The sequence below is a fragment of the Paenibacillus sp. GCM10027630 genome, from assembly GCF_042676305.1.
Lineage (GTDB): Bacteria > Bacillota > Bacilli > Paenibacillales > NBRC-103111 > Paenibacillus_S.
Map to the genome: position 1 here is coordinate 114,604 of NZ_JBHTGY010000037.1, position 23,573 is coordinate 138,176.

General features: G+C 42.0%; 18 protein-coding genes. 5 read left to right on the plus strand and 13 right to left on the minus strand.

The window, feature by feature from the left end; genetic code table 11:
- Nucleotides 1–4: 4 nt before the first annotated feature.
- Entirely contained in the window at nt 5–310 is a 306-nt protein-coding gene (locus tag ACFQ0C_RS19615; RefSeq protein ID WP_379368703.1) for a recombinase zinc beta ribbon domain-containing protein, read from the plus strand.
- A gap of 2,911 nt (nt 311–3,221) precedes the next feature.
- Here the strand turns inward: ACFQ0C_RS19615 and ACFQ0C_RS19620 are convergent.
- From ACFQ0C_RS19620 to ACFQ0C_RS19660, 9 genes are all read right to left on the minus strand, one after another.
- A complete protein-coding gene (locus ACFQ0C_RS19620; RefSeq protein ID WP_379368708.1) occupies nt 3,222–4,856 on the minus strand; it encodes a response regulator transcription factor in 1,635 nt (544 codons plus the stop codon).
- Nucleotides 4,857–4,878: 22 nt separating this feature from the next.
- On the minus strand, nt 4,879–6,609 hold the full coding sequence (locus ACFQ0C_RS19625) for a sensor histidine kinase (RefSeq protein ID WP_379368710.1): 1,731 nt from the start codon (nt 6,607–6,609) through the stop codon (nt 4,879–4,881).
- 176 nt (nt 6,610–6,785) lie between these two features.
- Complete coding sequence (locus tag ACFQ0C_RS19630; protein WP_379368712.1) at nt 6,786–8,288, minus strand: extracellular solute-binding protein; 1,503 nt, start codon at nt 8,286–8,288, stop codon at nt 6,786–6,788.
- A gap of 22 nt (nt 8,289–8,310) precedes the next feature.
- Nucleotides 8,311–9,183, minus strand: a complete 873-nt coding sequence (locus ACFQ0C_RS19635; protein ID WP_379368845.1) for a carbohydrate ABC transporter permease — start codon at nt 9,181–9,183, stop codon at nt 8,311–8,313.
- Between the two features lie 26 nt (nt 9,184–9,209).
- Nucleotides 9,210–10,139 (minus strand): ABC transporter permease, encoded by a 930-nt coding sequence (locus ACFQ0C_RS19640; RefSeq protein WP_379368847.1) that lies wholly within the window; start codon nt 10,137–10,139, stop codon nt 9,210–9,212.
- A 49-nt stretch (nt 10,140–10,188) separates the two neighbouring features.
- Nucleotides 10,189–10,959: an RraA family protein gene (locus ACFQ0C_RS19645; protein ID WP_379368849.1), complete on the minus strand. Its 771-nt coding sequence runs from the start codon at nt 10,957–10,959 to the stop codon at nt 10,189–10,191.
- Nucleotides 10,960–10,976: 17 nt separating this feature from the next.
- Nucleotides 10,977–11,333, minus strand: coding sequence for an aldolase/citrate lyase family protein (locus ACFQ0C_RS19650; RefSeq protein WP_379368851.1), 357 nt, complete (start codon nt 11,331–11,333; stop codon nt 10,977–10,979).
- Between the two features lie 298 nt (nt 11,334–11,631).
- Nucleotides 11,632–11,919, minus strand: coding sequence for a hypothetical protein (locus tag ACFQ0C_RS19655; protein ID WP_379368714.1), 288 nt, complete (start codon nt 11,917–11,919; stop codon nt 11,632–11,634).
- Nucleotides 11,920–12,057: 138 nt separating this feature from the next.
- Nucleotides 12,058–12,453, minus strand: coding sequence for an MFS transporter (locus ACFQ0C_RS19660; protein WP_379368716.1), 396 nt, complete (start codon nt 12,451–12,453; stop codon nt 12,058–12,060).
- 668 nt (nt 12,454–13,121) lie between these two features.
- Between ACFQ0C_RS19660 and ACFQ0C_RS19665 the strand changes: the two genes are divergently transcribed.
- Complete coding sequence (locus tag ACFQ0C_RS19665) at nt 13,122–15,269, plus strand: WG repeat-containing protein (protein ID WP_379368718.1); 2,148 nt, start codon at nt 13,122–13,124, stop codon at nt 15,267–15,269.
- 463 nt (nt 15,270–15,732) lie between these two features.
- Here the strand turns inward: ACFQ0C_RS19665 and ACFQ0C_RS19670 are convergent, their stop codons facing one another.
- From ACFQ0C_RS19670 to ACFQ0C_RS19680, 3 genes are all read right to left on the minus strand, one after another.
- A complete protein-coding gene (locus ACFQ0C_RS19670; RefSeq protein WP_379368720.1) occupies nt 15,733–17,841 on the minus strand; it encodes an ABC transporter ATP-binding protein in 2,109 nt (702 codons plus the stop codon).
- Complete coding sequence (locus tag ACFQ0C_RS19675) at nt 17,838–19,649, minus strand: ABC transporter ATP-binding protein (protein ID WP_258214414.1); 1,812 nt, start codon at nt 19,647–19,649, stop codon at nt 17,838–17,840. Before ACFQ0C_RS19675 ends, ACFQ0C_RS19670 begins: the two co-directional genes overlap by 4 nt.
- Nucleotides 19,650–19,782: 133 nt before the next feature.
- The gene (locus tag ACFQ0C_RS19680; RefSeq protein ID WP_379368722.1) at nt 19,783–20,112 is read right to left on the minus strand and encodes a hypothetical protein; all 330 of its coding nucleotides are present in this window, start codon (nt 20,110–20,112) and stop codon (nt 19,783–19,785) included.
- Between the two features lie 177 nt (nt 20,113–20,289).
- Between ACFQ0C_RS19680 and ACFQ0C_RS19685 the strand changes: the two genes are divergently transcribed.
- Nucleotides 20,290–21,270, plus strand: coding sequence for a metal-dependent hydrolase (locus tag ACFQ0C_RS19685; protein ID WP_379368724.1), 981 nt, complete (start codon nt 20,290–20,292; stop codon nt 21,268–21,270).
- Nucleotides 21,271–21,422: 152 nt separating this feature from the next.
- Here ACFQ0C_RS19685 and ACFQ0C_RS19690 read toward each other — a convergent pair whose 3' ends face one another.
- Entirely contained in the window at nt 21,423–21,647 is a 225-nt protein-coding gene (locus ACFQ0C_RS19690; protein WP_171654000.1) for an alpha/beta-type small acid-soluble spore protein, read from the minus strand.
- 154 nt (nt 21,648–21,801) lie between these two features.
- Between ACFQ0C_RS19690 and ACFQ0C_RS19695 the strand changes: the two genes are divergently transcribed.
- Together ACFQ0C_RS19695 and ACFQ0C_RS19700 are read left to right on the plus strand one after the other, a co-directional pair.
- Nucleotides 21,802–21,981 (plus strand): DUF5325 family protein, encoded by a 180-nt coding sequence (locus ACFQ0C_RS19695; protein ID WP_258214417.1) that lies wholly within the window; start codon nt 21,802–21,804, stop codon nt 21,979–21,981.
- A 617-nt stretch (nt 21,982–22,598) separates the two neighbouring features.
- Entirely contained in the window at nt 22,599–23,153 is a 555-nt protein-coding gene (locus ACFQ0C_RS19700; protein ID WP_379368726.1) for a DNA-binding response regulator, read from the plus strand.
- Nucleotides 23,154–23,573: the final 420 nt, after the last annotated feature.

The window sequence follows — 23,573 nt, forward strand, 5'->3', positions numbered from 1 at the left end:
GTTTGTGGGGAATGCCTTAAGAACGTCGGCATCGCGATCTCCATTCAGCGGGCGCAATAAGCTCAAATATGTCACCTACCGCTGCGGAAACCGGGACCGGACCAAGGAGTGCAAGAACCCAGAGCTGCGCCAGGAGTACATCGAAAGCTACGTCTTGTCCCAACTTCAGGAGAAAATCTTCAATGACGAGGCCATTCCCCTGCTCGCAAAGCAGCTAAACGATTTTCAGCGGTCAAAGGTAACGGGCATCAAAGGCAAATCTCGAACATCGTCAACGCGATCGCTAGCGGCGTTTCCAACGCCACGCTGATCGACAAGCTGGAGGAATTAAAAAAGCAGAAGTTTGACCTTGAGCAGAAGCTGATAGAGGCTCGGACACAAAACGAAAAAGCAGCCATCACATTGGATACTCTGCGACAACTGCTTTCTCAGTTCGGAAACTTTCGCAAACCGCGATCTTCCGGAAATCAAGAAGTTCATCGGCAGCTATGTGGAAAAGGTGATTGTCTACGAAAAACATGTAGAAGTCATCTTTAAGTTCCCGTTGTGGACTTACCATATGGAGACGAGGGAGTCGAATCCCTGTCCGAAGATCACGCAACATAAGCGCCTATGAGTGTGGTTGTCTATATTGGCTAGCCGCAAATATCCCATTAAAGCCAGATCATTTATCCCGCCTCATGGGCGATGGAAGAGGTAAGAGTACTCCAGCAGATTCTTAGGATGCTAAAGAAACAGGAAAATCCCCTACTTCATGCTTTCGAAGTTCTTGAAAAGATGAGATACAAATTTTGTGGTTCTTCAAATAGAATAGATTGTATTATTTAAATGTCATCCGGATGTATTGAAAATCATTAGTAATGTTGTGCACGATCTAAATATCAAAGGCGAATGCCATACCGACGTGGAGTTTTAAAAATTAGAAGCGAATTTTTAATTACTGAGCCGGGATATGAGCGAGGTCAAGTAGTTAATCATATCTCGATTGTAGATTCCTTGGTAACTCTTTACGAACTATCAGAATTAACAGGTTGGACGAGGGAGAGCATTCGAATGTATTTTAAATCAAAAGGTGTAAAAGCAATAAATGGATCGCGGTACCAAAGCATCATTACTTCTTACCCTTATAGTAATAATAAATACATAGGGGTTGATAATAGATTTCTTCTACCTCATGATCATAATCGGCAAGTCTGATATAATGTAACTCTAGTCTGCCTTCCCAATGGACCATTTGATTTGTTTTATAGAATGGTTCCTTACCTCTATATATTTTTCAACGCCTTGCTTTGATTTTTCGTGCCGGTTTATACATTAACATCCCCTCCTCAAATTAGATCAAAAACGTATACCACCGGTAAATGACCTGAACATATACATCATCACATATACCAGATAACGAACTTACTTATGAAATTCTTCACATTAGATGTGTTCCGCTCATGTTCCTGATCAAGGAATAGAAGTAAACACAATACTTGATGTCTGTATTTCTTTCAATTTTGTTACTGGCCAGAAAAAGAAAAGGGATATTGATGAATATCTGTCTAACTATCCTCCCGGGAACACCGTGAAAAAATTTTTGATTTAGGTTACGGAACGCGCCTTCTATTGTGCCTTTATGATGACCAGCTTCGACGGGAGCATATTGCAGCCCTATATTCAACACACTGTTTATCATAGAGAGGAAGGGCTCGTGGCTGCACAAATCATTCCCCTTGAAAAAAATGCATATATGAGTAAATCAAGTACGATCAAGCGATTAGGGAATGGTAGGTTTAAATTGTTTAATAGAAAGGAATTAAATCCGATTTATTTTGTCGATAGCCTTAATTATTATGATCAACCGTATTACTTGGTATCGGAAATAAAATTGAACTTGCTCAAGCATATGGAAGAGACCAGCTTATTTTCGCGCAAACGGATGTAAACAGATAAGAGCTTCCTGCTGAAAGCGTCTCTTATGCTGTATCCCCTTGCAATCCAAGTAGCCTCTCTTTGCTGAATGCATTGTGAGATTGGAATCTCCATAATCAAATACGATAAAAGAATCAAATTATGTAATGGAACTAGTCTGAGTTGTTTAGCATGCTTCCATACCTGATCCGTATTCTGATTATTTGAACAGTCTATCCACATACAAGCTCCCTTTTACTAAAATTCCCAAGACATTTCCTAGTTTAAAAGTGGTATTTTTGTGCTAACCACCTTTCATACTTTGTTTCTATTAGCAACTGGGATCGGGATGATCCTGGTTGTTATTTGTGTTTCCCCTCCACGAAGTCAGTAAAAAAAAGTGCCGTACTAAACAGAAAGAGTTTAGTATGGCATTTTTGTATATTTATTCAATTTAATGTATATTTCTATATTTTCTCATTAATTTTGCGAATTTTTCTCAAGTTTCACGCTATTTTTCTCAGTAATCATGCTCACACGCAATAAATGTGTGGTGTCATAATTATTGAGAAAAATGCATCCAGAAATGTTGATTTATCAGGTATGATTTTCACAATTATTGAGAAGACCAATGAATGATTTTATTTATTATAAAGAACTTTTTCATAATTAATGAGAATATCCGCAATTCGTATTATGTATTTTTATGCATAAAATGTATAAGATTCAGAAGTAAGTATTCCGGCAATAAAAAAAGTGCTTAGCATTAACTTAATTCAACGCTAAGCACTTTTTTATTGATTTGCAAATTAAGATGCACGACTGTATTTAACAGATAAACTTCTTCTTAAGATAGATTCTGGTAAGTTGAATTTTCCGGAAGGCTCAGTCCCTAAATAGAATACTTTTAAATCAACTCTATTAATAAGCGAAGAAATAAAATTAAAGTGTTCTTTTCTCATTTCCTTATTAAATAAAAGATTTTGAGAGTTATCGATTAATAATACTACCTCTTGGGCCCTTTCTAGAGGTACGACAATGACACCGCTGTCATCGCCGACGATAATGTCACCGGGCTTTACCTGAACACCTCATATATTGACCGGTACATTACAAGCATCACCTGAACCCGATCCTTTCCAGTTACCATGAATCGCCCCTTTGTAAATATGGGATATTTCAGCTCCAATATACGAGGTATATCCCGGCAAACACCACCACTCGTGGTAGAATAACGCTGGACGAAGGAGCTGTCCCGGAAGCGAATTGCTTTATCTAGGGGCGGCTTCTTCGAATTTCAGCCCCCTCCCGCCCCGCTACCGGTTTTAATGTTCTCTGGCCCTGGATTCCCGATATTCCTGTGGCGTAACCATGAAGTATCTTTTAAAAATGTTAATAAAGTGATGTGTCGTTTGATAACCGAGCTTTAACGCAATCTCATAAACCTTATCGTCTGTTGTTGCTAATAAGAATGAAGCTCTTTGCATTCTAAGCTTGAGCAAATAATCGCCAATGGTTTCACCGGTTTCTGACTTATAAAGCTTAGATATATAGCCGGGATGCAGATGCAGATGCTCCGATAAAGACTGAAGGGTCACACCTTCAGATATATTGTTTTCTACATAGTTTTGAACTTTAATCACAATTTTGGATCGGTTATCTTCGATATCGTGTTCGACATCCTGCCTGATTCGCTCCAGTGTACCTAATGCCCATTCCTTTAGCTGCTGGGGGTTGCGAAAAGCTTCCCCATTTAGAAATTTTTCATAATCATTCCCCAAAATATAGCTCAGCTGCTTTCCATTCTTATGAACGATATAGCAAAAGGCGCTGCACATGACATGGAAAACTTCGAGAATAAATTCATGTGATTTCACATTTTCTTGTTGCAGCTCCATAACGATTGCATTTATTTTGTTAGTTACTTCTTCCCAGCGCCCTGATTCAAGTAAATGAATTAATGAGGGGGGCTCATACAGGGATAAAAAAGATTGGACAGCTATTGGCGCGAAATCATTGGAAACGGTAAGAACCGTTTCTATCTCCTGTCCGATTTGATTTCTCATGCAGCTAAGTGATGCTTCATACAAATAGGTGAGTTTATGGGGAAACTCGCCCAATGGACTTATAACGATCGATATCTTCCCTTTTAGATAAGTGCTGACACACTTTTGTATATGAGATGCCATTCGTTCGAGTAATTGCTGATCCGGCTCGGAAGACGACAGTGTGCTTCCACTTTTGCGCGTTAATAATCCAACCAGATAATCATGACTGTCCTTACAGCTCCATAGTTCAAAGTGCTCTCCCACAATTTCTTTGGTGATATTAAAAATCGCATATTCAATAAGCGAAAGATTATGCAAATCATACTTTCCAAAATCATCTTCTAGCCTTATAAGAAATAAAACAACCGGATGACCGTATTCAAAAGGGACAAGAAACATTTTCATTTTCTCTTCCAGTGCTTGCTGCTGCATTTTTTTGCCCAGGAACAATTGACTTAGAAGATTTTCCGCTAAAAGCGGAGCGTGCTCCCTCAAAGCCATCATTGCATTCTGGTAGCTGCTAACCTGCATCCATTCATGCCCCAATTGCTCTGTAAGATTTCGGACCGTATTCATAACGTCCTCATCGCTTACCGGCTTCAACAAATAGGCGGAAGCTCCCGATTTAATAGCCTCTTGAGCATAAGCAAAATCGGCGATTCCTGTGAGTAACACACATTTGGTTTTCGGCCATCTCGCTCGAATTTTCTCGATGAGTTCAAGCCCGCTCATACCCGGCATTCGAATATCCGTAATGACAATATCGATGTGTGATGAGCTTAGAGTATCTAACGCTTTAGTGGCGCTCAGCGCAATCTGAACCTTATCGATTCCGAAGTCCTCCCACGGAATCTTTCTCCTGAGTCCTTCCAAGACAGCGGCTTCGTCATCCACGATAAGTAATTGATACATAATCCATCAGTCCTCCAAGCAATCATTTTTTCCACTTTAACGTAACCTTGAGGCCTCCTAGAGCAGACTGATCGAAAAGCAACTCTGAGCCTTTACCGTATTGATAAACTAACCGCTGGTGTACGTTCCAAACCCCACAGCCATTCCCCTCTTGCAAAGGCTGCAGCAGCTTGATCTGAATCTGCTCCAGCTCTTCCTTGGTCATTCCAGCTCCGTTATCCTCTACGGTTATTCTGAAATAATCAGTATCCTCTTCCCCGGTAATATGAATTAGACCAATTCCCTCTTTCTTCTCAATGCCGTGGATAATGCAATTTTCTACTATAGGCTGAATCATTAAACGCGGAATTTGCAAGTCCATCATTTGATCGGGTATCTCAATTTGAAAATGAATCCGATCCGAGCGGTATTGTTGAATTTTCAAATAATGATTTAACAGCTGAACTTCATCACGCAAACTAGCGAGCGGGTTCTCTAGGCGCGTCGTATAACGATAATATTCGCCTAAATGCATAGCCATGGATTCGACGGCATGGTCGTTAATACCAACGAGGTTTTTGATAAAGAACAAGCAATTGTACAGAAAGTGAGGATTAATCTGTGATTGCAGATGCTTTAACGTTGCTTCACGGGAGCGAATTTCCTCCTCGTACACCTTCTCAATTAAAAACTGAATTTTTTCTGCCATTTCATTAAATTTCTGAAATACAAAGGTAAATTCTATATTCGTTTTCGCATCAATCCGTGTAGCATAATCGCCATTGCTGAAACGCTGCAGGCTCCTGATTAACCGTAAAATGGGAACCTGAACGTGACGATAAAGCAATAAAGCCGCAATAACACTGAGTACAAGCAGAAAAATTACGGAGACATAAAACAGATTTCTGCTGTTAGTAATCGGTCGCAAAACTTCCTGCACCGGAACATAATCCACTAAATACCAACCATCCAATTTCTCCGAACGAACATAAAAGACAAGATATCTATCATTACCTAGCTCATAGGTAGCATACCCTTTTCCATCCCCGAGCTGCTCCGATGTCAATAACTGAGACAGCCTCCCAATAGATTCCTGTCTAGAAGTTGAGCTGTAAATAAATTTCCCGGACGGGTGGAAAAAAAACGGGTCACCAGTACCGCCCTGTTTAAATTTATCCAGCAGACTAACAATGTTTTTCTCTGAAAAAGATACCTCCACAACAAGTTTTGCCGACTCTACATCGTTATCAACACTCCATGGCTCAACGACACGTTTATAGAAGCTGTATGTCTTTAGATCATCATCATAAAAATTATCTTGCCGAACGCTCCATTTTTGGGGCGAACGTCTATTAAGATGAATATCATCAAAATGTATCTTCGGATTTGTTGAAATAATTTGTTTAATATTCATAAAATAAACGGATAATACATTATTCCAGCTGTTGGATACACTTAGAGAAGTGAGTCTCTTCTCTATGGACAGACGATCTCTTGTGATTTCATAATTATCTTTAAAAATCATAAAATCTTTAAATTCCCTTACCTGGGAGTCACGACTGGCAAAAACGGCAAGCTGGTTCAGCTGCTCCAAATTCGTTTCCAATTGATGCAAAAAAAACATTAATTGCTTTAAGTTACTTGACTTAATTTCTTCTTCAACAACCTTAATACTGGAATAGTTCGAATAACCGTATAGAATGAGGATTGGAATCAGAAGCGCTGCAATTAAAATGACCATCTTTCTATAGATGGATAGTTGATTAGAGTCCATACTCCGCCCCCGATTCAGACATAACTGTATCTCCTGGCATAACACGAAAAGCGAGGAATTCCGGTTTGTAAAAATAAACCAGAATTCTCGCTGCTTCATGAAACACCTTATCTTAAGGCAATTATCGCAAAAAGAATAGCTATTTTAAAGTGTTTTTTTGCCGCTCCGGTGGCACATCATTTTTTAAACTTTGCAAATGACTTCTCGTATTCCTTAATCATTTGTTCACCACCGGCCTTCTGCCATTTTGCTATTTCCGCTTGGTAGCCGGCCTCATCAATTTTCCCCATAATGAACTTTGTTTGTGCGTCCTCCATGATAAGATCCAATTCCCTTCCGCGCTCCGTATAGGTGGCGGAATTTAAAGTGAGCGTCGGATTCGGAACGACATATTTCTGGCCTTCCATTTCGAGCTTGGTTCCCTTTGCCCCGATCGGTGAATCTTTAAGAGGTAGAGCACTGTAGCCTTCAATTCCCAATAAGGTGTCTGCAAATACTTGGACCTCTTTCACATATAAATTATAATCAATGAACTCCGCCTGGTTATCTGCCGTTTTTTTGTAATGCTTCCCTTCGATTCCTCTTAATAATAAAGTCTGCATCTCGGGATCCAATAATTTATTCATGAAGTCCAGCACTTTCCTTAGCTCGGCTTCGGTTTTCACAGAATCCTTCGGAATGAGATAATATCCGGAAGTACCATCAGGAAAACCGGATACCCGAATGCCAGCAGGACCATTCAAACGTTCGACATCCACAACGGCATTTGGTTGAACTTTCTGTAGTGCTTCAGAAAACTTTTTCGCGTTATCGGAGACATTCACAATAACCCCGGCTTTTCCCGCTTGGAATAAATTTCGCGACTCCTGCTCGTCAAAAGAAGCAAAATCTTGATTGATTAATTTTTCATCATACAGCCTTTTGAAAAGTTTAATGACTTCGAAGTGTACTTTAGTCATAAACTCCGGTGTGAACTTTCCATTCTGCTCTTCCCATTTCGTCGGAGCTCCCAGGCTTACAGCAATGCGAGTAGCTAGATTGGACAAGCCTTGGTTATAATTTTTATACAGTACAATCCCGTACGTATCGTTTTTCCCATTTTTGTCAGGGTCATTTAAGGTCATCGCTTTAAGCATATTGTACCACTCATCGATGTTTGTCGGCAGCTTCATGCCCAAGGCGTCAAGCCAATCTTTACGGTAAATAATAGAGGTACGTCCTACATTTTTAAAGAGGGGGATCCCGTACCGCTTCTCGTCAAAGGTACTAAGCGAGTAGTTATCCGGATGTTGCGCGGATAAGTTTTTATAATCTTTTAAATAAGGGCCGATCTCCCAAAAAATTCCGGATTGAATTGCGTTCCTGATACTCGGATCGTTTCTTACTCTTAAGAGCTTCGGCAATTCATTTGACGCAATCATGACATTGACCTTTTCATCGTAAGCGGCTGTCGGAACCCATTGAATATTTAATTTGGTATTCGTATATTTTTCAATTGCCTGCGAAATCTCGTTTCCTGTAGGAGCACTACTTGCGTAAGAAGTTAGTGTTATTTCAAAAGGAGCAGTATCACTTGCTTTTCCGGGATTACTTGAATTTGATGCGTTACTGCAGCCTGCAATTGCGCCTACTGTTAATAATGCCGAACAGCTTAATAATACCAAGCTATTAGTTTTCATTTATGATGTCCCCCTGTTTTTTTTATCCCTTAACCGAACCCAGCAATACTCCTTTAGCAAAATGCTTTTGCAAAAATGGATACACCAGTAAAATCGGTAAGGTCGCAAATACAATAACCGCCATACGTATGGTCTGCGGCTGTATCATTGCTTCATCAAATCCGTTATCTCCAATGCGGGTTTGGGCTAGCATGACGATTTCTCGAAGCAGTACTTGAACTGGCCACAATTTATTATCATTGATATACAATATAGCATTAAAAAAAGTGTTCCAATGACTAACGGCATAAAACAGAGAGAATGTTGCCATGGCCGGCATGGATAACGGCAGAATGATCCGGAACAGAATGCCCACATCGTTGCATCCGTCGATTTTGGCTGAATCTTCGAGTCCGTCTGGAATTTGCTGAAAGAAATTTTTCAAAACAATCAAATTGAACGCGCTTACCGCACTAGGTATCATCAGTGACCATAGTGAATTTGTCAATCCCAACGCTTTTACTACGAAATAGGTAGGAATCATTCCTCCGCTAAACAACATCGTAAACAGCACACCAAATAGTATTACTTGACGCCCTTGTAAGGTTGCGCGTGCCAACGGATAGGCCATTAACGATGTCACCACTAAGTTAATAAATGTTCCTACTACTGTAATGTAAATGGAGACCCCTAAGCTGCGCAGCAACGTATTGGTTGAAAAAATATATTCATACGCAGTAAGTGAAAACTTCTTAGGGAATAAAATGATGCCACCTTTGATAACCTCGGACGCGTCAGTGAAGGAAACCGCTACTATATATATAAATGGAAACACGGTGACTAAACCAATGATTATTAGAATTAAATAATTGAGTCCATCAAATATCTTGTTGCCAATCGACAGATCCTGCTTCATTGTTAACACCTCACTGCGTAGTTTGTTCAATATACCCCTTCTTGACCGAATCTTTTGGCTAACCAATTGGATCCTACCACGAGCACAAGTCCGATCGCTGACTTGAACAATCCGACAGCAGCGCTGTAGCTGTACTGAGCTTGGGTCAATCCCTTCATGTAGACATAAGTGTCGAAGACTTCACCCACCTCACGGTTCGTTGGAGTCAGCATGAGGAAGATTTGTTCAAAACCGATATCCAGAAAACTTCCCAGCCTAAGAATTAGGAGTATTACGATCGTACTTCCGATTGCAGGAAGCGTAATATGCCACAACTGCCTGAAACGATTTGCCCCATCCATACGGGCCGCCTCGTAGAGCTGTAAATCGACACCCGATAATGCGGCTAAAAATATAATGGTTCCCCAACCTACTTCTTTCCAAATCGATTGGCTGATAATAACCGTTCTAAACCATTCCGGTTCCATTAAAAATGCGATTTTATGACCGAATAGCTGGAAGATGAATTCGTTGAGAATTCCCCCTTCAGTAGTAAGCAATAAGTAAAAAACGCCTCCCACAACAACCCATGAAAAAAAATGCGGAATATAAATCAAGGTTTGAATAAACCGTTTGAACTTTTCCCGCCGTACTTCATTCAACATAAGCGCTAAGAATATAGGCAGTGGAAAGAAAAATACAATATTATAAATTGCAAGCAATGCGGTATTCCGAAAAAGCTGCCAAAATTGCGGTTCGCTAAAAAAACGGCTAAAGTGTTTCAAACCTACCCAAGGACTGTTCAAAATACCTAATTGGGGTCTGTAATCCTGGAAAGCCATCAACACACCATACATCGGCACATATTTAAAAATAATAAAGTACATCACGCCAGGTAAAAGCATGAAATATAACCAGCGGTCCCTGATAAAACGCCTTACTCTTTCATTCTTAGTGAGCGTTCTCTGTGAAGTCAAAACCTGATTTAATTCCAATGTACTTCCCCCCACTGTAAAATCGCCATTCTCACAATGAACCGGTGTGAACCGAGCATTTTTTTTGCTGTAATGCGGTGGTTATCCAACTCTTATCTGCTGTTCCATCTTCAATTTGAGACAAACGCAGCAGTTCCGCTTCATTTTGTTTAACGGCTTTTTGGGCAATTTCCAAGGCATGTTGGGGACGGACAAAGATGACTCCATCCGCATCACCTACGGCGATATCGCCAGGAAATACAACCATGCCGCCTATGCTGATCGGTACATTAATTTCACCTGGACCGTTCTTGTAAGGGCCGTTGGGGGATACACTGCGGGCATAAACGGGAAAAGGAACCGCTTTCAAGGACTCCACATCGCGAATCGCCCCGTCAACAACCATCCCGGCAATGCCCTTTGTTGCAGCATACCGAAACATCTGCTCGCCACAAAGAGCACGTTCACAATAACCGCCACCATCTATCACTAGAATATCCCCAGGCTGACAAAGATCGATGGCTCGATGAAACATCAGATTGTCGCCGGCAGGCACCTTCACCGTGCTGGCCGCGCCGAGCAGCGGCAAGCTGTTAAACGGACGAATTGCTGCATTTACGCAATAGATACGGCCCATGTTGTCTCCGATATTGGCAACGGGAATATTACGAAACTGTTCAATCAGTGATAATGGTGCACGCATAAATTGTTCGTAGATTCTAAATCCAACATTTTCCATAATAAATGCCTCCTTAAGAGTTGCTAACGGATATAAATGCTGCGGCAAGGGTTTGATCGTGTCCACATTCGTAAAGATGAACACGATCAAACAGCATTGCATCAGGCACGAAAAGCAGATAAATGGTTCTTGAGGGCTTTGTGCGCCAGCGACTCGTCGCGCCCTACAAGGAAGCAGTTCACTCCCATCTCTTTCAGCTCAGCGACGCGTTTAGGAGTTTCGGCTTTCAGCGTGGGGATTTTACCGTACTCCAGCGCCTTTTTCACTATAAACGCTTCCGCTTCGAGCACATCAGGGTGGTCCTTCTGCCCCGCCACACCCAACGCCTGCGAAATGTCGGCCTTGCCGGTCGCAACCATGTCGACTCCCTCCAAGGAGAGAATCTCGTCGATGTTCTTTATCCCTTCCAGACTTTCAATCTGTACAATAAGGTCGGTGACCGAGTTGGCGTTTGCGATATAGTCCTCGCGTGAGACGCCGCCAAAGCGGAGGGCCCGCGTGTGCCGTCCATGCCCCGCTCACCCACAGGGAGTTATCACGTGCTAATTAGCTTTTTAGTCTCAGGAATCCAACTCCTTAAATAAATAATATAAACTTAGTGTAATGGGATTGAACCCTTTTATATATACAAGAAATTCGATATCCATATCAGTAAATGTACTTTTCTCGAACTTCTTACCCATATCAGGCACATAACAATAAAATCCTCCCTATTTTTCTGGTTGGGGAGGATTTTACTACCATGTCGTTTATGGCCTAGTATTTCGTATTTATGGTCCCAGGAATTGGCTGAGCGAACGAGGAAACTGCTGGAGAGATTTTGCCGGCTTCTCCCATGGGATAGGTTACGACCTCATGCCCGTCAAGCGCCCCAACGAGGAGAAAGCGCCCGTCTGAGAATACCGCACAGCCTCTGCCGCGATCGATGCGACTTATCCGGGCTAGCATTATTTTCATCGAAGAAAGGGTCGCAAAGGATCTTAAAACCATCCGAGCGCTCGATAAGAATGCACATTCCGCCAAATAAGTAAAATTGGTACTCAATTTAGATCATCCTTTCTTGGTAACAGAGTTAAACAAGGTCATGATATCAGCTAAACAGAGTCACTGAGAAATATGAATTATAAATACGGTCATAATCATTATAAATACAGTTTTTCCAACTATAGGTGTAGAGGTTTGTTATGTCTCGTCATGTTTTGGAACTGCAAAGACCGATTTGGCTAACATTGATGAAAGCACTAGTGCTGACAGTAAAAATCCAGCAATCATCCCAACGACGCCTCCACAGCCATAAGAAGACCAAAAGCCCCCTGCAGTTGTCCCGCCAATACTAGAGCCGGCGTAGTAAAAAAATAAATATAATGAAGAAGCTTGGGCTTTGTCGTGACGACCACATTGGTTTACCCACCCGCTTGCAAGTGAATGACATCCAAAAAATCCGAACGATACGATTGGCAATCCCAATAGCTTAAGCCATTGATTGGAGTTCAGCGATAACCAGGCCCCGATCAATGTAAAAAATAATGAGAGGATCACGATCTTGGCTTTGCCATGTTTATTTGCTAATTTCGCCATCCAAACCGAACTAAACATTCCAACAAGGTATACGATGAAAATAAAGTATTAGACTGTAGATGTTGATTTGACGCGGTTTTCGAGTCTAAGAATCGTCAGCTTTTGAGAAATATGTTTTAGACTAGCAACATAAAAACACATATATCAACGACAAAGTGAAAAAATAAAGTGTTAGACTGTTCAGGCTACCTCGACTGTACGTTCCGGATGTGGACAAGTACCAGAAGCAAGTCGGCTCATCAGGCGAAGACGGTCAAGCTGTGCGCTTCTTAGATATACTTTCGGATGGGAGCCGGCACAGAGTGAGCGGTAGCAACGCAGAATCAACTAAATTCTTATGGGCTTCTTAAGACCGCTCTTTAGGAAAATTTTGTCGAAAAAGAAGGAGAAATTGTACAGATTTCGAATAAGAGTTTAGATAGCATTATGAAATGAGGCCAACTTATTATTCGGAGGGAGGCAGAATGAATGAATAAAAGAAATTCAACAATACGAACAATTGCTTCACTTGCATCAGCAGTGGCATTGCTTGTATTGGGGATCGATCGTTCCGTTGAAGGCCGCTGAGGCCGGGACAGGCGAGGAAATTATCAGTTCCCGGATCCGACATCGGAATAGATATGAACCACGACGGTAGCATCACACTCAAAGAGATGGAGACAATATCAGTGAAAAAATTAAAATTAATATTTGTAGCTTTAGGTATTATTTTGATTAATTTTATGCATTCTACGCTTGCTCAGGCAGCAGAAATTGAAATTGTTGTACCTCAGTATGATTCCATAAGTATTTATAGTAACGATTACATGGTGGTTAAGAAGGAAGGTAAATGGGGACTTATTGACAAAACAGGTCAGATCGTTGTTAGCCCAAAATACACGTATATGGGTAATTTAAGCGAAGGATTAGCACTTATAAATCAAGACAATAGATATGGCTTTCTTGACATTAATGGTAAAGTTGCCATTGAACCCACCTTTGAATCTGCAAAAGACTTTAAAGAAGGCTTTGCCGGAGTTACTGTGCGTGGCAAGATGGGGTTCATTGATAAAACAGGTTCGATTGTCATTGAACCTAAGTATTTGAACGTGGACAATTTTAGTGAAGGCTTGGCTCATGTAAATAAAGATTATAAGCATGGATACATTGATACTTCTGGAAAAATGGTCATTCAGCCGATCTATGATTATGCAACAGACTTTACCAATGGACTCGCTTTCGTTGCAGAAGGTGGACAAGGCTTCATGATTGACCATACTGGTGCTGTCATCAGGGAGGCTTCGTATAATAAAATTGAAAAATTCAGTGATAATGTGATTGAAGTTTACTCAAATGAAGCCAGCAGTTACTACAAACTAGGCCTAATCGATAATAATGGCAACACAATAGCAGAACCCGTCTACGAGAAGATCGGAAAATTAAATGAAGGATTAGCTAGAATCAAAAAGGACGGAAAATGGGGATTTATCAATGAAACGGGACAAATCGTGATCGATCCTGTCTTCGATGGTGTCTTTGAATTTAGCGATGGATTGGCCCAAGCAGAACTTCATGGCAAGTATGGATTTATCGATAAAAAAGGACAGTTTGTTATTGATCCACGTTATGATTTTCAGAATAATTTCAAAGATGGCTTTGCATTGGTCAATATTGGATGGAAATTTGGAATTGGTGGCGGTAAATATGGATTTATCGACAAGACGGGCAAAGCCGTTATTACCGCATCCTACGATAAAGCTCAAGATTTCCAAGAAGGTATAGCTATTGTAAATAAAAATAACAAATATCAACTCATTAGCAATATCGGTAAACTCTTATATGAGTTTAAAAATGCATACGATGAAATTTATCCCTTGAGCTCAAAATTAATGAAAGTTGGAATCGGAAAAAAATACGGATTAATCGCCAATCCGATTCACCCCTCAGTTTATTCAACTGATTCAAAGCTTAGGGTAAACGGCAAGGTGATTACGCTTGAAGCTTATAATATTAATGGAAACAACTACTTCAAGCTCCGTGACATTGCAACGGCCGTTAATTCGACGGAGAAGAATTTTAACGTGAATTATGATGCAGACAAAGGAAGCATCAACATTACCTTAAATCAGCCTTATTCAAAAGTTGGTGGAGAATTAACGGTTTCCACCGTAACTGAAATGAAGGAAGCAACAATGACCACTTCAGGACTGTTTGTTAATGATAAAGAGATTGATCTAACTGCTTATAATATTAATGGCAATAATTATTTTAAGCTTCGCGACATCGCTCAAATCAGTAACTTCAGTGTGTCATGGGATGCAAATACGAACAGTATTGATATCTCTACCCATTCTGAGTACATAATAGAAAGACAAGATGAGCTTGTTCATAAAGAGCCAAGTTCCATAGAAAGAATAAAACAATTGTTTGTAGATAAAGGGTTTGATGTACTTGAGCGAGAGTACAAGGTGAGCCCTAATGAACACATTTATTACATCGTTTATGATAAGGGGGAAGAAGTACTAGAACTTTCGGACTATCAAAAACTTAACTCTAGTAGTAGTAGTCGGATTTTACCTAAAAGCGTCAAACTCGATTTCATACTCGGAAAGAATGAATTGGAAGTGGTCTCCTTAATTACAGAAATTATTGAGAAGGATAAAGGCGTGCCTCTCCCGCATTTCACAGAGATCTTGTTACAAAATATACGCGGAGTTGACCTTAAAGCATTCAAAAATACAGGTACTAAGAATCTTACCATCGATGGTACTAACATATCTTTCTATGTGTCTAGAGAAAGCCAGGAAAACAATTATAGAATTGAAGTGAGTTTCTAAGAGACCAAAAGAAACGAGGCTACATTGAGATAGATAGCAGCCTCGTTTCTTTTCGTTTATTTTAGAAGACAACAACGTTTACATAAAGAGATTTATGCACGTAAAATTGACGTTAAGGGGTGCTGGGTCCCGCCGTCAACGGCCTGAACTACTACTACAAACATAACATCATTCCAAGAGTTCAATCTATCACTCCAATTAAAAATGTGTCAAAAATGCGACAAATAAGGGGCTATCTCAATATTTATGAAACAGCCCCAAATACGATGTGGATTTTATTAGGTTTTTTGTCTCAATCGTTTTGACTGCTATCTCATTCTGCTTGACGATTCACAACCACAATGCATAAGAGTGAATAATTATTCATTTATCAACATTTATGAAATTATTTTCTCAATATTTATTAAAATTTTCTCAAAAAATATGACACCACACAATAATAAATAATCCAACCTTCACATCATCACTTAGCCGCAGGCATAGGCTTCTGTTCCTTATACTGAAGCTCATACAAGCGATAATAATAACCTCGCTGAGCCAGGAGCTGGAAGTGGTTACCGATCTCTCGCAATTTCCCCTTGTGCATGACGATGATTTGATCAGCATGCTGAATCGTCGACAGCCGGTGAGCTACGATAAGCGTGGTCCGTCCCTTCGATATGTTATGCAGAGCTTCTTGAACAACCAGCTCGGTTTCCGTATCAATGTTGGAGGTCGCCTCATCGAGGATGAGAATTTCCGGACGGAACGCAATCGCCCGGGCAAATGAAAGCAGCTGGCGCTGTCCAAGCGACAGATTGACTCCACGCTCACCGAGCGGTGTTTGATATCCTTGCGGCAAATGCTTAACGAACTCGTCGATGTTTACCATCTTCGCCGCTTCTTCTACCTGAGCTTCAGTAATATCATGGTTGTTCAACCGGATATTCGAGGAAATATCCCCCGTGAACAGGAATACATCCTGCTGCACGATACTGATGCATCTCCGCAGCTCATCTAATGGAATATCGCGTATATCGATCCCGTCGAGCTTAATACTGCCTTTTTGTATATCATAGAAGCGGTTAATCAACTGAATGATAGAGCTCTTTCCTGCTCCTGTCGCACCAACGAAGGCTATAGTCTGACCGGGCTGGATCGTGAAGCTCACATCCTTCAACACCCAATCTTCCTTATTATACGCAAACCAGACATGGTCGAATGTAATTTCCCCACGGACCTGCTTAGGCAAGCTCTTGGGATTAACGGCATCATTAACTGTAGATTTCTCATCCAGCATATCGAAGATCCGTTCCGCACCGACCATCGAGGTTTGGATTTGGTTATACTTTTCCGCCAAGCTCATCAAAGGCTGGAAAAACTGTCTGACATAGTGAGTGAAAGCATACACAACACCGAAGGTAATGCCTCCATCTATAACGCTGCCACCTCCATACCATAGCAGTAGAGCTATAGCAAGGTTGCCAAGAAAACCAATTGCAGGCTGAAAGATCGAGTTGATCACAGTTCCGCGCATTCCTGCACGGTAGTATTGCGTATTATGATTGTCGAATTGCTCCTGCTGCCGTTCTTCTCGAATAAAGAGCTGAGTGATACGGATTCCAGATAAATTTTCAGCAAGAAAGGAATTTAACCGTGATAAAATAACTCGGGCAGTACGCTGTGCCTCCCTAATTACGCTGCGGTACCAGAAAGTCAGTACAGCCAGAAATGGGATAACTGCGAACGATAGAAACGCCAGCTTCAAATTCAACTGCAGCATAATAATGATAATCCCGATAAGCACGATGACATCCTTCACCAGATTGACAACGACTTGGGAGTACAATTGGTTCAATGCCTCTGTGTCCTGTGTAACGCGCACTACCAGCCGTCCAACCGGATTACGGTCAAAATAGGACATCGGCATGCGACTTAGATGTTTGAATAACTGCTCACGTATGTTGAAAATAATGGTCTGGCCCGTATATTGCAGCAGGTTGCTTTGCAAATAGCTAAGTATCGCCGCTGTGATAACCGTCAATAAAAATAAAATCCCTAGCGTTAAGAAACCGGTATAATCCTGCTTGCGAAAAAGCTCCGATGCTTGCTCGTCAAGCGCTACCGCTTCAAAGCTCTGACCCTCCGCCGTGATAAGCGGTTTACCTCCAGATTCCGATAGCTTCAGTATCGATTGCTGAGAAGGCAGCCAGCCGGAAATCATGTACTCCTTGTTCTCTAGCTTAACTATTTGCCGCTTTTCCGCCCCAGCCGGAAAGCCGCCTTGTTCAACAGCCTCAGGTTCGAGTCTGACATATTCGTATTGATCCCACGAGGTTGAAGTTCCATAGGATTCCAGCTTCTTCCCATTACTGCTTTCTACGGCCAGCATTGGCTTATTGAGCCCATTAATATGCCCGTCTATCGCTACTTTAATTAAATAAGGTCTGGCTAGATCGGCCACAACGACCAGAAAAGCCATCGCAATACATAAAACGATCATTTTCCAATAAGGCTTGGCATATCCTAACAGCCGCAATAGCAGCTGCGAGTCCTTATATTTCTTAACGTCTTTTTCTATATGAATATTCATGCGCCCGCTCCCCCCTGCATAGCTCGTACTTGCGTCAGAGGCTCATGGTCCTGTCCATCCTGCCGTTCCGCTTCCTGATCCAGCAATTGCTTATGATACATATCGGCATATATTCCGTTGCGGCGAATAAGCTGCTCATGCGTACCTCGCTCGACGATTTTGCCTTCATCCATTACGATGATCTGATCTGCTGCTTGAACCGAGGATACACGATGTCCGATAATGATTGTCGTACGCTTGTTCATTACCGATTGCAAGCCTTCGAGGATCAAATCCTCCGTTATTGTATCCACCGCCGACAGGCTGTCGTCAAAAATTAATATCGAAGGCCGTTTGATAATAGCCCGTGCAATACTGACACGCTGGCGCTGCCCTCCTGACAACGAGATCCCCCGTTCACCCAAAGCGGTATCGAACTGTTCCGGAAACTCAAGGATATTGTCATAAACCTGGGCGACCTTCGATGCTTCAATGACTTGGTCGTCCGTATAAGGGTTCGGGTCAAATCCGATGTTATCGCGAATGGTCGAGGAGAACAGAAACTGATCCTGGGGTACGATCCCGATTTGCCCTCGCAATGTCCGCAAAGGAATCTCATGTATATCGTGTCCATCCAAAAATACCGTTCCCTCAGGAGGGTTATACATCCGAACCAACAAGTGCACCAATGTGCTTTTACCACTGCCAATCCGTCCAACGATAGCTAAGCTGCTGCCCTTGGGCACCTTCAAAGAAATATCTCTCAGGGTTGGCCGGTCTGCTTCAGGATAAGAAAAGGTCAGATTGCGAATTTCAATATCACCATCAATTTGTTCAATTTCCTGGTTAGCGACTACATCATCAACAACCTCGGGCTGAGTTCGAAAAATTTCCATAAGACGAACCTCGGAAGCCTTCCCGCGCTGCAGCAGGTTAACTACTTTGCCCAAGTTTTCGATAGGTCCCATCAGCAACGAAAGATACGTATTAAAAGCAACAAATTCTCCAAGCGTAATAATATTTTTCAAAACCATAACCCCACCCAGCACAATGGAAACCAGGAAGCTAAAGCCTACTATCCCTGTACTGAGCGAACTGAACATCGAGTTGGATCTGGCAAATATACGGTTCATATTCACAGCATGCTGATTATCTTTAGTAAAGAGCTTCCGCTCCTCTTTCTCCTGCACGAACGCTTTTACAACACGAATGCCTGCTGTAAATTCCTGAACTCGGCTGGTTAAGTCGGAAACTGCAGCCTGTACATCCGTGGACTGTTTTTGCATCCTTTTATTAAACCGGTATGCCAATATACTGAGTAACGGCAGCGGAAGCATCGTTAGCAGCGTCAACATAGGATTCACTGAATAAACCATGGCCACCACAGAAATGATAATCAGCATTATAGCTTCCATGATGTTGAAATACCCCTGCATTGTCACCTCTCGGACAACACCGACATCACTAATCGCATGCGACATGAGGTCGCCAATACGCTGATTGTTGAAGTATTGCGCCGATAGCTTCTCCCAATGAGTGAACAGCTCTCCCCTTACTCGCGTCTCAAGTATCCGTGATAAACGAAACAGGTAAATTCGGCTCGTCGATCGAAAAAAGGCAACACCCAATCCAACCGCAGCCATCCATAATCCAAATGTAATCGTTTCCTTGTACGTCAATGTCGAACCTTGCAATTTGTCTGTAAATTGTCCCAACAATAAAGGAATAAACAATTGGAGCAAACTGGATATGGACAATAATGCAAAGCCTATCAAGTAAGACCATCGGTTTCTTTTAATATGATTCCTGAAAATATTCTCTCTCTCCATCCGTTCTCCTCCGCGTGCTTTCGCGATTGAAAGCTCTCTTTTGTTAGCAATGGCCGTATCGTTTATAAGGCTATTGTAAGATTACCGCGATTGGAAGAAACTTACCATGGATATAATTATCTTAGATTATGGACTATCTTACTTTCCCAAAATGCCAAATATGGATTTTCGCTGCTCCACCTGAAGTCCAATTATGCAGCTGATTCCAATCATTTTTGTCGAACTTCCCCTTTTCCGGCTGCTCATTTTCCACCTTAATGGATCGATTAACACGAGCTTCTTTCAGCTTCCCAAAATCCTCATGAGACTGTCCCTTCCAGAGCTCTACGAATAAACCGGGCTGATCCGTCCCTTCATAAACTTCAAGCTCAGGGTAATTCGCCCTCACCTGCTTGATCCAATGCGAATAAGCTGACCTATGCTCTGGTAATACTTGATATTCGATAAAGGTTATAGACATCATTTTTCGCTCCTATTACTTTATTTTGCAGAAGAATTTTCAAGAAGAAAATGATAAACTGTTACTATGTTTAAAAAGCAAATTGGTAAATTCCTTGCGAAGTTAGTTTTCCTAATCGAAAACCAGGCAGATGCTTACGAAGTAAACTTTGCTGAAGCAGAGTTCTCAGGAGGACCCCCCATGGACAGCGGAACACATCTTGTGATCGGATTCGGTTTGGCCGGCTTGGCTTACATCGATCCCATCGTTGCAGCAGACCCTACGGTTTCCACCGCCGTTCTGATCGGAACGGTTATCGGATCGCAAATACCCGATGTCGATACCCTTCTTCGCTTAAAAAGCAACGCTTCTTATATCAAAAATCACCGTGGCCTATCCCATTCCTTGCCTGCATTGGCACTATGGACGGCATTGATTACAATCGCTTTAATGCTGGGGTTTGGAGAGCTGCCATTGAGGCATGTTGCTTTGTGGGTATTTGTTGCCGTAACTTTTCATGTATTTACAGACCTCTTTAACACTTATGGTACTCAGGCGATGCGGCCATTGTCGGAAAAATGGATCTCTTGGAACATCATCCATATCTTTGATCCCATTATTTTTCTTTCCCATATCGTAGCTATTTTCATGTGGTCTGTCCACCTAGTCCGTCCTGAGCTTTTATTCCCTATCCTTTATGGTTTTTTGGCGGTATATTATATATGGAGATCATGGTATCATTATTATCTGGAATCGAGGCTATATCAGAAGGATTTCAACTATGAACCAGGCGATCGCTATTATTTGATTCCCACGTTTCACTTGAGTGTTTGGCAAATTGTTAAAAGAAAACCGAATGATCACTACGTATTGGGAGAATATAAATTCAGCCGGATCAAATGGGTGGATGAAGTAACATCCGCTGTTCATCCAGCTGTGGAAGCTTCCAAGGAGCATACGGATGTCGCGGCATTTCTCTACCTGAGCTCATTTGCCTGTGCCGAATTGCGCAGTCATGACTGGGGATACGAGGTATATTGGGCGGATGTGCGCTACCGTCACCGGAAGCAATATCCTTTTGTCGCCGTACTGCTGCTCGATAACGATCTAATGCCGCTTGATTCTTACGTTGGTTGGGTAAACGATTCTCGTTTGAGTAAAAAGCTTCGCGTCAATTTGTGAGATCACGAAAACAACTGTGTTTCTATAGAATGAATGATGGGCTGTTGAGGCAGCCCTTTCCTTATGGCATGGCATAACTTATGGTCCTCTTCAACTCAAAAAGCCCAAGGATTTCTCCTTGAGCTTCTATGATGAAGCTTACGTTACGATAACTAGCGTTGGCCGCCTGCAAGTGATTGCTCCGCAATTTGCACCAGACGGCGAGTAATGTGACCACCGATTGCACCTGTGTCACGAGTAGCCATATAACCGTAATAACCATCTTGTGGAATTTGTATACCCAACTCTTGAGCTACCTCATATTTTAGTTGGTCTAGAGCTGAAGCTGCTTGTGGAACCACCAATACATTACTGCTGCGGGATTGTCCTTGTGCCATGATGATCAGCACTCCTTTCAATCTGAATGAATATCTTTGATGTATTTGCAAGCTTGCAAACTTATTATGTGACGTAGAGAAAAAAGTATACGCACATTCTGAAAAATGTTTTTTTATATTTTCAAATACTCGATTAAAAAGGTGGACAACCCCTATGAACAAAGGACTCGCTCTCTTATTTGCCATTTGCGGCACTGCGCTCTTAGCCTGTATAAGCTATTCAATCAGCATAGGAAACGTGTGGCTGGTACTGCTGTTTTCCATACTGTCTATATCGTTCATCGGCTTCGGCTTCATTGTTAAGGCTAAGCTAAGAAGGCGGAACGGCGGTTAAAGCTTTCAATAGCCTCTAGTTCGGTCTAGTTCAACTAAGGACCCGTTCAATAAGATCAAAGTTCAAATAGACCCAAGTTCAAACTAAGACCTAAGTTCAAACTAAGACCTAAGTTCAAACTAAGACCTAAGTTCAAACTAAGACCTAAGTTCAAACTAAGACCCAAGTTCAACTAACACCCAAGTTCAACTAAAGACAGTTAGCTCCGCTTAAGGCCGAACGAGTCTATCCAGGTTGAGCTGAGCCATTCTAAAAGTTTTTGTTCTATGAGTTTACAGTAATATTATTTCGTGGGGTTCGACCGACCACCATACAACACCTCAACGCGCGCCCGGGATTGCTCGCGTTGTATAATAGTTGAAGCTAGTTCACTTATAGGATATTATTAATTTTAAGTCAGGTCATACATTTACGTCGTGAAGAACACGCCGCTCGTTCCCATTATTGATGGGGATAGAGTGGCTTTTTCAATTTTTGCAGCTGCTATCTCATAGGGAGGGGTTAGTGAAATTGTTCAAAAAAGAATATGGGTTATTTATTCGAAAACAAGCAGAAGAGCGTTCAGTGAATATCTTCGCCGCTTACAAGAAGGGCATGGACATGCGGAGCGCTCATTTTTGGAGCATGTTTGGTGGCCAGCGATCGGCAATTTCGATTATCTGCATCCGGAATATGAGGTACATGATTTTAAAGACGGCACACGGTATCTCGATTTTGCCTATCTCCGTTCTCCTTTGCAGCTATGCATCGAAATCGATGGTTACGGTCCCCACAGCCGGGATGTGTCACGCTGGCAATTTGCAGATCAGCTCATGCGCCAAAACCATCTGGTGATTGACGGTTGGCGAATCATTCGTTTCTCTTATGATGACGTTGCAGAGCAACCGCGGCTTTGTCAGCAGCTTATCCAGCAATTCCTTGGCATCTGGTTTGCCGAAGGAGCGCAGCAGTTGTCCTTGTCGCCGAAAGAACAGCAGATTATCCGCCTCATGTTACGTAAACAAGAGCTTTTAACACCATTAGATGTGTCCAAGTATATCGGAATCTCTGACCGCCATGCACGAACACTGCTTCATCGTCTTGTACAAGCGAAGCTATTACTGCCCGCATCAGGAGACAAGCGTATTCGATCGTTCAAGCTGAATCCGGGAGCGAAACATTTGTCTTGGTAAAGGGAAGGCAGCTGTTGCTGTACCAAGGGAGCGAAAGCAATAAAGGAAGCGAGTAGAGAGGTCATAGAGGAAGCAATCCTTCCGCTATGACCGAAAAGCACAGCAAAATGGACCGATAAGGGAAGAACTGCTTCCGTTATCGGTCCGTTTTGTTAGCGATACACCCATTTTCCACTAAATAAAGGAACTGCGACTTCCGCTAAGGCCCTAAATTAGACGCGGTTGATCGAATAACGGAACTCTCTGTTCCTGTATGTTATCTCTACCCATTGACAGAAATACACTCTGCTCCGTCGCCTCATTCTTACCAGTGAAGAACCTTACCTGAAGTCAGGCCAATACTACTTCTTTGCGCTACTTGGGAAGAGATACTATCGTAGTGTAACATCCTAGCGCTAGCGAGCTTCGCTGTTCCTATCG

Excerpts from the sequence above, each read along its gene's own strand:
- ACFQ0C_RS19620 (WP_379368708.1), bottom strand. The coding sequence starts at position 4,856 with ATGTATCAATTACTTATCGTGGATGACGAAGCCGCTGTCTTGGAAGGA.
- ACFQ0C_RS19625 (WP_379368710.1), bottom strand. The coding sequence starts at position 6,609 with ATGGACTCTAATCAACTATCCATCTATAGAAAGATGGTCATTTTAATT.
- ACFQ0C_RS19630 (WP_379368712.1), bottom strand. The coding sequence starts at position 8,288 with ATGAAAACTAATAGCTTGGTATTATTAAGCTGTTCGGCATTATTAACA.
- ACFQ0C_RS19635 (WP_379368845.1), bottom strand. The coding sequence starts at position 9,183 with ATGAAGCAGGATCTGTCGATTGGCAACAAGATATTTGATGGACTCAAT.
- ACFQ0C_RS19660 (WP_379368716.1), bottom strand. The coding sequence starts at position 12,453 with ATGGCGAAATTAGCAAATAAACATGGCAAAGCCAAGATCGTGATCCTC.
- ACFQ0C_RS19670 (WP_379368720.1), bottom strand. The coding sequence starts at position 17,841 with ATGAATATTCATATAGAAAAAGACGTTAAGAAATATAAGGACTCGCAG.
- ACFQ0C_RS19675 (WP_258214414.1), bottom strand. The coding sequence starts at position 19,649 with ATGGAGAGAGAGAATATTTTCAGGAATCATATTAAAAGAAACCGATGG.
- ACFQ0C_RS19680 (WP_379368722.1), bottom strand. The coding sequence starts at position 20,112 with ATGATGTCTATAACCTTTATCGAATATCAAGTATTACCAGAGCATAGG.
- ACFQ0C_RS19685 (WP_379368724.1), top strand. The coding sequence starts at position 20,290 with ATGGACAGCGGAACACATCTTGTGATCGGATTCGGTTTGGCCGGCTTG.
- ACFQ0C_RS19690 (WP_171654000.1), bottom strand. The coding sequence starts at position 21,647 with ATGGCACAAGGACAATCCCGCAGCAGTAATGTATTGGTGGTTCCACAA.
- ACFQ0C_RS19695 (WP_258214417.1), top strand. The coding sequence starts at position 21,802 with ATGAACAAAGGACTCGCTCTCTTATTTGCCATTTGCGGCACTGCGCTC.